The 9,434-nt window shown below is 72.1% G+C and carries 6 protein-coding genes; 3 read left to right on the top strand and 3 right to left on the bottom strand.

Annotation, left to right across the window (positions count from 1 at the left end; all coding sequences use genetic code 11):
- A partial coding sequence (locus tag ACTWQE_RS09005) for an ATP-binding SpoIIE family protein phosphatase (protein WP_443328305.1) occupies nt 1-1,726 on the top strand: 1,726 nt, incomplete at its 5' end.
- Between the two features lie 278 nt (nt 1,727-2,004).
- Here ACTWQE_RS09005 and ACTWQE_RS09000 read toward each other — a convergent pair.
- The 3 genes from ACTWQE_RS09000 to ACTWQE_RS08990 all read right to left on the bottom strand — a co-directional run bounded on the left by ACTWQE_RS09000 (nt 2,005) and on the right by ACTWQE_RS08990 (nt 5,909).
- Entirely contained in the window at nt 2,005-3,102 is a 1,098-nt protein-coding gene (locus tag ACTWQE_RS09000) for a PP2C family protein-serine/threonine phosphatase (protein ID WP_443328304.1), read from the bottom strand.
- 322 nt (nt 3,103-3,424) lie between these two features.
- Nucleotides 3,425-4,183, bottom strand: coding sequence for an IclR family transcriptional regulator (locus ACTWQE_RS08995; protein WP_443328303.1), 759 nt, complete (start codon nt 4,181-4,183; stop codon nt 3,425-3,427).
- A 202-nt stretch (nt 4,184-4,385) separates the two neighbouring features.
- Nucleotides 4,386-5,909, bottom strand: coding sequence for a glutamate synthase subunit beta (locus ACTWQE_RS08990; protein WP_443328302.1), 1,524 nt, complete (start codon nt 5,907-5,909; stop codon nt 4,386-4,388).
- 591 nt (nt 5,910-6,500) lie between these two features.
- Here ACTWQE_RS08990 and ACTWQE_RS08985 point away from each other — a divergent pair.
- Together ACTWQE_RS08985 and ACTWQE_RS08980 are read left to right on the top strand one after the other, a co-directional pair.
- On the top strand, nt 6,501-8,459 hold the full coding sequence (locus ACTWQE_RS08985; RefSeq protein ID WP_443328301.1) for an AMP-dependent synthetase/ligase: 1,959 nt from the start codon (nt 6,501-6,503) through the stop codon (nt 8,457-8,459).
- A gap of 99 nt (nt 8,460-8,558) precedes the next feature.
- Nucleotides 8,559-8,990 (top strand): GNAT family N-acetyltransferase, encoded by a 432-nt coding sequence (locus tag ACTWQE_RS08980; RefSeq protein WP_443328300.1) that lies wholly within the window; start codon nt 8,559-8,561, stop codon nt 8,988-8,990.
- Nucleotides 8,991-9,434: the final 444 nt, after the last annotated feature.

The following is a 9,434-nucleotide window of genomic DNA, read 5'->3' as shown; positions in this document are numbered from 1 at the left end:
CCACTACCGGGCCCGGCAGCGGCTGGACCTGGTCAACGAGGCCAGCGGGAGCATCGGCACCACCCTGGACCTGGAACACACCGCGCGGGAGCTGGCCGAGGTGCTGGTGCCGCGCGTCGCCGACTTCGTCTCGGTGGATCTGCTGGACTCCGTCGTCCGCGGCCAGGAGCAGCTCCCCGGGCCGGTGGGGCCCACCGCGATGCTGCGCAGGGCGGCCCACCGGTCGGTGCAGGAGGACCTGCCGGAATCCGTCGTCGAGCCCGGTGAGCAGACCAGTTACGCGGCGGGATCGGCACCCGCGCGCTGTCTGGCCACGGGCCGGCCCTCCCTGACGCCCGTCGTGGATCTCTCCGCCCCCTGGCTGGCCGAGGATCCCGCACGGGCCGCGAAGATGCGGGAACTCGGTATTCATTCGGCGCTGGTCACGCCCCTGCAGGCCCGTGGCATCACCATGGGCGTGACGACCCTCGCACGATGGAAGAATCCGGAGTCCTTCGGCGAGGACGATCTGATGCTCGTCGAGGAGCTGGTCGCCCGGGCCGCCGTCTGTATCGACAACGCACGGCGCTACACCCGTGAGCACAACGCGGCGCTGACGCTCCAGCGCAGTCTTCTCCCGCACGACCTGCCCAAACAGAGCGCCGTCGAGGCCGCGTACCGCTATCTGCCCGCCGACGCCCAGGCCGGAGTGGGCGGAGACTGGTTCGACATCATCCCCCTCTCCGGAGCCCGGGTGGCGCTGGTGGTCGGCGATGTCGTCGGACACGGCCTGCACGCCGCCGCCACCATGGGCCGGCTGCGTACGGCCGTCCACACCCTCGCCGACCTCGATCTGCCCCCGGACGAACTCCTCGCCCACCTCGATGACCTGGTCATCCGGCTCTCCGAAGAGGATGAGGACGCCATGGGCGGCTCCGCCGACGGTGCCGGCGTCATCGGGGCGACCTGCCTCTACGCCATCTACGACCCGGTGTCCCGCAAGTTCACGGTCGCCCGGGCCGGCCACCCCAGTCCCGCCATCGCCCACCTGGTGGAACCGGTGGAGTTCCCCTCCGTTCCTGCCGGACCCCCGCTGGGGCTCGGCGGACTGCCGTTCGAGTGCGCCGAGCTGGAACTCACGGAAGGCAGCGTCGTCGCCTTCTACACCGATGGGCTCATCGAGGCGAGCGACCGGGATGTCGATGTCGGATTCGAACGGCTGCTCTTCGCGCTGGCCCACCCCGACCGGCCGCTGGAGGAGATCTGCGACACCATGATCCGTACCCTGCTGCCGGACCGCCCGCGTGACGATGTCGCCTTCCTCATCGCCCGCACCCGCGCCCTGAACAGTGAGGACGTCGCCTCCTGGGACCTGCCCGCCGAGCCGGCCACCGTCGCCGACGCCCGGCACGTGGCCGGGGAGAAACTGGCCGACTGGGGCCTGGAGAATGCCGTGTTCACCACGGAGCTGATCGTCAGCGAGCTGGTCACCAACGCCGTCCGTTACGGCACCTCCCCCATCAGCCTCCGTCTGATCCGAGACCGGACCCTGATCTGCGAAGTCTCCGACGGCACCAGCACCTCTCCGCACCTGCGCCGTGCCCGGAGCACCGACGAGGGCGGACGCGGGCTCTTCCTCGTGGCCCAGTGTGCTCAACGCTGGGGCACGCGCTACACCGCGGGCGGCAAGACCATCTGGGCGGAACAGCCGCTCCCGCCGGCACCGGGCGAGCCCAAGGAGGAGTGAACTCCCCGGCGGATCGGTCGCGGCCTACCGGCGCGTACGCAGGGCCGTGGTTCACGCAGGGCCAGGGCGCACGGGGGGTGTGGCCACGAGGGCCGGGGCGCACGGGGGTGTGGCCACGAGGGCCAGGGCGCACGGGGGTGTGGCCACGAGGGCCGGGGCGCTGCGGGCGTGCCACGAGAGCCGGTGGGTGCGGGGGACCTGACCACGAGGGGCCGGGGCGTGCGACACGTCCGGCATACGACGGGCCGTGGCACTCGAGCCCCTTCACGTGGGTGGGTTCACGTGGGTGGGTTCACGTGGGTGGGTTCCTCCGGACGGGTCGGCTCCGCACTCCCGGCGAAGGCCGGTTTGCGGATCAGCAGAAGTGCCGCGTCGTCGTGGAGCCGGCCTCCCACGTGCTCCAGCAACTCGTCGTGCAGCCCGGCGAGGGTCTGCGACGGCTCGCACGACAGATGGTGCACCACCCGCTCGGCCACCGGGTAGAACTCCCTGCCGTGATTCCGGGCCTCGCTGACTCCGTCGGTGTAGAGCAGAAGCTGGTCCTCGGCTCCGAAGGGCAGGACCTGGCACGTCGGCGCATCGCCGGTCAGGGAACTCAGCCCGAGGGGCGGAGCCGGGCTGCCGGATTCGACCGCCATGACACCGGACCCGCGGACCAGCAGCGGAGGCGCGTGCCCGCAGTTGACCACCTCCAGGCATCCCGGCCGCGGGAACCCGGCGAACACAGCGGTCACGAAGTCGTCGGGGCCGAGGTTGCGAGCCAGGCTCCGCTCGACCCGGTGGACCACGCCGAGCAGATCGGGCTCGTCGTACGCGGCCTCGCGGAAGACACCCAGGACCAGGGCCGCCGTCCCCACCGCGGGCAGTCCCTTGCCCCGCACATCGCCGACGATCAGCCGTACGCCGTGCGGGGTCGGCACCACGGCGTAGAGGTCGCCGCCGATCCGGGCCTCCGCCGCCGCGGCGCTGTAGCGGACGGCCACCTGGAACGGGCCGACCGTGGGCGGCACCGGCTTGAGCAGGGCGTGCTGGGCGGCCTCGGCGACCGAACGGACATCGGCCAGCACCTGTTCGCGACGCCGGCGCCGGGCACTGGCCAGGCTGCTCGCCAGGGTGACGGCAACCACCGCGGCGAGCACGATCATCTGTTCGTGGACGCGGGGGCCGCCGGGGCGGGACCCCAGCGCGACGCCCAGGGCGAGGGCCAGCAGCCCCACACGGAGAACGCCCCACGGCCGGCTGGTGACCGCGGCGAGCGCCGGCCCCACCGCGAGCAGCGGCAGCCAGTAGAGCGTGGTTCCCTCCAGGAGCCCGAGGAGCGCCACGGCCGAGACGATCAGCAGGGCCAGGCCCGCCGCGAGGTCGTCGCCGCGCATCCGGGCTGCCCTGGCTCCGGTCCATGAGGCGAGCCTTCCTGTCGCCGGGGCGCGTCGGGAGTGGCCGGGACGTGAGGAGGGGCGGGGTGCCGCCCGGCCGTAGCCGGGGGCCGGACCGGCCTGGAGCCGCTGCGGTGGGCAGTCTTCGAAGTGATGGTTCCGGGCCTGAGTCATGTGACTGAAGCGCAGGTCTTTCCGCTCGGGGTGGACGGGTGGGGTGGAACTGCGGCGGAGCATGCGATGGGCGTTGCCTCTCCCTCAGGGGGAGTCACGCTCCCCCCAGAGAACCGGCACCCGGCCCTGTCCAACAAGAGCGGTTATTTCATATGGTGAGCGAAAGGGCCCGGCTCACCCGCCGAGCGGTCGAGAACAACTGCGCCTCCGCCTCCTGGACCCGGTCGAACCGGTCGGCCTGGATGGAGACACCGAGCGAGCCGAGGGTGGTCCCGTCGTGGACCGGCACCGCCGCGCACGCCGTGCCCAGGATGTACTCCTCCCGGTCCACGACCAGCGGGGCGGCTGACGCCGAGTCGAGCCGCCGGAACAGCTCCTCGGAGCGGGTGATGGTGCGAGGCGTGAGGTCCGCGAGGGGATGCCGGGAGAGATAGTCCTCCCGTGCTTCCCTGTCCAGGTCCCGGAGGACGCACTTGCCCAGCGCCGTGGCGTGGCCCGCGTCCTCGAATCCCACCCACAGGTCGACCCTGGGCGCCTGGGGCCCGTCGACGATCTCGACGACCCGGATCTCCCCGTCCTCGTAGAAGGTCAGATACGCGGCCGCGCCGAGGCCGTCCCGGAGGGAGGCGAGCACGGGACGTATCCGGGAGAGCAGCGCCTGGCCCCGGCTCTCGGAGTGCAGGGAGTCCAGCCGGTCCCCCAGGACGTACCCGCCGTCGTCCAGCTTTCTGACGTAGCCGTCGTGGGCCAGAGTCCGCAACAGGTGGTACGTGGTGGCCAGGGGCGTACCGGTCTCACGTGCCAGCTGCTTCGCCGGCGCGCCGCTCTCGTGTGCACCCACTGCTTCCATCAGGCGCATCGCGCGCTGCACGGATGTGATGAGCGTGGGGCCGCCCGGGGAGCCCATGCCCCCAGCTTGTGTCAGGTGCGGGAGTGAATGCAACCGACTGCATGCCCGTCCTGCCTGGAGGCCCGTGCAGGTGAGCGGGCGTGTGTGGCGATGTGCGTCCGCCTCGGGTCCGCCTCCTCGGACGGCCCGCCCGAACGCTTCGCCTCGGACGGCCCGCCCGAACAGTTCGTCTCGGGCGGCCGGCGAGAACGGGCGTCTCTCAGACGACCAGCGGGCGGTCCGCCGGCCGGACCGGCATCGGCAGGGAGGTGCCGCCGGACAGATAGCGGTCCACGGCCGCGGCAACGGAGCGGCCCTCCGCGATCGCCCAGACGATCAAGGACTGCCCCCGCCCGGCGTCGCCCGCGACGAAGACACCGGGGACACCGGCGGCGAAGTCCGCGTCCCGGGCGATGTTCCCGCGCTCGTCAAGTCCCAGTCCGAGCTGGTCGATGAGCCCGCTGTCCCGCTCCGGACCCGAGAAGCCCAGGGCGAGCAGCACCAACTGCGCCGGTATCACCCGCTCGGTACCGGTCCGGGGGCGTCTGCCCTCCGGTTCGACGCCGACGAGGTGGAGCGACTCCACATGACCCGACGCGTCTCCCTCGAACCGCAGCGTGGAAGCGGAGAACAGCCGTACGTCCCCTTCGGGCCCGGGGAGGGGCACACCCCGCCCCTCGGGGTCCGCCCCGCGCAGCCGGGCCAGCTCCCGGGCCTCTTCATGCGCCGGCGACACCCGGTGGACCTTGGGATATACCGGCCACGGCTCGTGGGGCGCCCGCTCTTCCCCTGGCTGCGGGTTGATGTCCAGCTGGACGACAGAGGACGCGCGCTGCCGCAGCACGGTTCCCAGACAGTCCGCACCGGTGTCCCCGCCGCCGACGATCACGACGTCCTTGCCCTCGGCGGTGATCGGCGACTCGTCGAGGTCGCCCTCCTGCACCCGGTTGGCCAGGGGCAGATACTCCATCGCCTGGTGGATGCCCGCCAGCTCCCGGCCGGGCACCGGAAGCTCGCGCCAGGCCGTGGCGCCGGCCGCGATGATCATCGCGTCGTAGCGTTCCGCGAGGCGGGCGGCGTCGACATCGGTGCCGACCGCGACACCGGTACGGAACTTGGTGCCCTCCTCCCGCATCTGCTCGAGACGGAGGTCGAGATGGATCTTCTCCATCTTGAACGCGGGAATGCCGTAGCGCAGGAGGCCTCCGATACGGTCGGCCCGCTCGAACACCGCGACCGTGTGCCCGGCGCGAGTGAGCTGCTGGGCGCTCGCCAGGCCCGCGGGGCCGGAGCCGACGACGGCGACGGTCTTCCCGGAGAGCCGCTCCGGAGGCCTCGGGGGCACGCACCCGTGCTCCCACGCGTGGTCGGCGATGGCGACCTCGACGTTCTTGATCGTGACCGGATCGGCGTTGATGGCCAGCACACAGGCCGTCTCGCACGGAGCCGGGCACAGACGCCCCGTGAACTCCGGGAAGTTGTTGGTGGCGTGCAGCCGCTCGCTCGCGGCGTCCCAGTCGTCCCGCGAGACCAGGACGTTCCACTCCGGGATCAGATTTCCCAGGGGGCATTCGCTGTGGCAGAAGGGGATGCCGCAGTCCATACAGCGCCCGGCCTGGGCGTTGATGATCGGCAGCAGGCCCTGGCCGGCGTAGACCTCGTTCCAGTCGCTCACCCGTTCCTCGACGGGACGGCGGGGGCAGGTACGGCGGGGGGTGGTGAGAAAACCCTGAGGGTCGGCCATGACGGCCTCCGGCACCGGCTCGACGATCTCGGATGTGGCGGACGTACGGGCCCGCCTCCACCGGACTGAGCGCATGGCTCACGGCGGGGGCGCACCACGCCGTTCCGGCCACGATACGTCGGCTCGGCGCCGTTCTCGACGCGGACCGCTCCCGGGCACCTCCACGGCGAGGGCGGCAGGCCGCCGACGGCACGGCGAGGGTGGCGGGCCGGTTCCCCTCGCCGCCGTCCGCGGCCTCGTCCGGCGGCGTACGACAGGGCCGGGCCGCCCCCGCACCACCGAGGACGGCCGGGAGCCCGGCCGTCCTCGGTGCGCGCATGAAGTCCCACACATGGTGGAGATCCAGCACCAGCTCAGGAGCCTTGGCCGCCCGGTCGCTTCCCGGCATGCCGTCGATCCGGTCCAGCCCGGACGTGTGCGGGGGGGCGGTGGGGAGCCCGGCCGCCCGTGGCCGGCATGGCCGGTGATTCCGCCGCCGCGTCCCTTGAGCATCTCGCGCCCCGGCCCCGTACTTCATCACAGTCCGCCTGTCCTCGTACTTCCTGCACGCCGCCGGGCCCCACACCCGTGGCCGAAAAGGAGGAGCAGCTCGTGTCCGTAACGCAGATTCCGGCACCGCCCGTGCTGGTGGAACCGAGGAAGACCGTGGTGGACGGGGAGGTGCGGGAAGTCTTCGTTCCGCCGCTCGCCCCGCCGCCGGCCCACGGGAGTCTGGCCGACATCCCCTTCGACAACGCCGCCGAGGCGCCCACCGCTGTCGTGCTCAGCCGGCAGCGGCCGAACGGCAGTTGGCAGGATGTGACGGCGGCGCAGTTCGCTGATGAGGTCCTGGCCACCGCCAAGGGGCTCATCGCGCACGGCCTGCGCCCCGGCGACCGGCTCGCCATCATGGCCCGTACGACGTACGAGTGGACGCTTCTGGACTTCGCCGCCTGGGCCGCGGGTCTGATCACCGTCCCCATCTACCCCACCTCCTCGGCCGAGCAGACCCGCTGGATCATCCAGGACGCGGGCGCCGTCGGCTGCGCCGTGGAGGGTGTCGACGAAGCACTGCTGATCGACGCCGAACTCGATCAGCTGCCGCACTTCGCGCATCTGTGGCAGTTCGACGCCGGCGCCATCGGGGAGCTCGCGGCCGCGGGCAAGGGGGTCCGCGACAGCGAGGTGGCCTCGCGCCGTGCGGCTCTCTCGCCGGACTCCGTCGCCACGCTGATCTACACCTCCGGCACCACCGGCCGCCCCAAGGGCTGCGTCCTCACCCACGGCAACTTCTTCGCCGAGGTGGACAACGCGATCGAGATGCTGCACCCCTGCTTCAAGTCGGTCACCAACGAGCCGGCGTCCACGCTGCTCTTCCTCCCCCTCTCGCATGTCTTCGGACGGATGGTCGCCGTCGGCTGTCTGCGCGCCCGTGTACGGCTCGGCCACGCACCGAGCATCAAGACCGAGTCCCTGCTCGCCGACCTCGCCGGATTCGAACCCACCTTCCTGCTCGTCGTCCCGTACGTCCTGGAGAAGGTGTACAACACAGCACGGGCGACGGCGGAGAAGATGGGCCGCGTCGCCTCCTTCGACCGGGCCGCCACCATCGCCCGGCGCTGGGGCGAGGCCCATGAGGCCGAGGAGCACGGCACCGGGCCGGGCCCGGGCATTGCGCTGCGCACCGCCCGCGCGCTCTACGATCCGCTGGTCTACCGCCGTATCCGGGCCGCCCTCGGCGGCAAGGTCAAGTACGCCATCTGCGGCGGCTCGCCCCTCGGCCACCGTATGGCGGCCTTCTACGCGGGCGCGGGCATCGAGATCTTCGAGGGCTACGGCCTGACGGAGGCGACCGCGGCCGCGACCGTCACACCGCCGCTCAGGCCCAGACTCGGCACGGTGGGCTGGCCCCTCCCGGGCACGGCGGTCCGTATCGCCGGTGACGGTGAGGTGCTGGTCCGTGGCGACCAGGTCTTCGCCGGCTACTGGGATCCCGCCCTGCGCGCCGCCGTGCCGTTCTCGGTGGGGCCTCCTCCCGCATGGCCGCCGGCCGAGGAGAGCGGGTCGGACCCGTGGGCCGATCGTGGGAAGTGGTTCGCGACGGGCGACATCGGCGCGCTCGACGCCGACGGCTACCTCACGATCACCGGCCGCAAGAAGGAGATCATCATCACCGCGAGCGGCAAGAACATCGCGCCGGCCCCGCTCGAGGACCGGCTGCGCGCGCACTCGCTGGTGGGCCAGTGCATCGTGATCGGCGACAACCGCCCGTACGTCACCGCGCTCATCACCCTCGACCCGGACGGGCTCAAGCACTGGCAACTGATCCACCGCAAGCAGAGGCTGGCCAGAGAGGAACTGGCCTTCGACCCCGAGCTCTGCGCGGAGATCCAGCGGGCCGTGGAGGACGCCAACGAGTTGGTGTCGAGAGCAGAATCGATCCGCCGCTTCAGCATCCTTCCGGTGGACTTCACCGAGGAGAGCGGGCACATCACCCCGACGATGAAGATCAAGCGGGAGGCGGTCGCCCGGGACTTCGAAAAGGAGATCGAAGCCCTCTACGAGCCGTAGGCCGTCAACGGCGATCCCACGCCCCGGCGCAGCCGGACCCCGGCGCTGCTCTCCGGGGCCACGGCAGCAACCGCGGGCCACGGAAGGGAGAATGACCCCGTGAAGACGTCATCCTCCGCACCCACGGCCGGCCGGGACACGGCAGACCGGGACTGGGCGATCGCCCCCGTCCCGGTCTGCCACCCCGATGCGGTTGCCATGCTGCGCCGGTACTTCGCCGAGATGGCCGGCCGCTACTACGGGTGGACGGCCACCGACGAGGAGATCGACGCCGCACTGGCCGAGGACCCCAGCGACGATCTGGCACCCCCGACCGGCCTGCTGCTGCTCGCCCGGCGTGGGGACACCCCGGTCGGCTCCGTCGGGCTGCGCCTGCTCACTCCGCGTACCGCCGAGCTCACCCGGGTGTTCGTCCTCCCCGAGGCGCGGCGCGCGGGCGGTGGCTCACAACTGCTCGCCGCGGCCGAACAGTCGGCCCGGGGCCTCGGGGCGACCACCATGCGGCTGGACACGCGCCGCGACCTCATCTAGGCACGCAACCTCTACGCCCGGCACGGCTACGTCGAGATCCCTCCCTACAACGACGGCCCCTACGCCGACCACTGGTTCGAGAAGCCTCTGATGTGAGACGCGCGGGCCGTGGCCGGCCGGCCCCGGCCGTGGTCAGCTGTTCCCGGGAGCGCCCCGCCGCCGGGAGCCCGTACTACCGCCCGCCGTCCGTGTGTCCGGGCGCCCAGCGACCGCGGGTGCTCTGCGCATTCCGGCAGGTCTGACGCGCACCTCGAACTCGCAGCCCGGGAAGGTGAGTCGGCGGTTCGGCGCAGACCGGGCCCGCTCCGTACGGCGCCGCTCCCTCGTCACGGATCCCGCGGACGTCCTGGACGGCACGGCTGCCCTCAACCGGCTCGCGGCGGCGCGCCCCCGGGGAGCGCGGCGCCGCGAGCAGCCCCCGCTGATCACTCGACGATCGCCACC

It is taken from the genome of Streptomyces sp. 8N706 (assembly GCF_052245415.1).
Taxonomy (GTDB): Bacteria; Actinomycetota; Actinomycetes; order Streptomycetales; family Streptomycetaceae; genus Streptomyces.
The sequence above is the reverse complement of the archived record's forward strand: the minus strand, read 5'-3'. Positions and strand labels throughout refer to the sequence as shown.

What these genes read in the sequence shown, in the direction of transcription:
- ACTWQE_RS09000 (WP_443328304.1), bottom strand. Translation starts at nt 3,102, where the DNA reads ATGCGCGGCGACGACCTCGCGGCGGGCCTGGCCCTGCTGATCGTCTCG.
- ACTWQE_RS08995 (WP_443328303.1), bottom strand. Translation starts at nt 4,183, where the DNA reads ATGGGCTCCCCGGGCGGCCCCACGCTCATCACATCCGTGCAGCGCGCG.
- ACTWQE_RS08990 (WP_443328302.1), bottom strand. Translation starts at nt 5,909, where the DNA reads ATGGCCGACCCTCAGGGTTTTCTCACCACCCCCCGCCGTACCTGCCCC.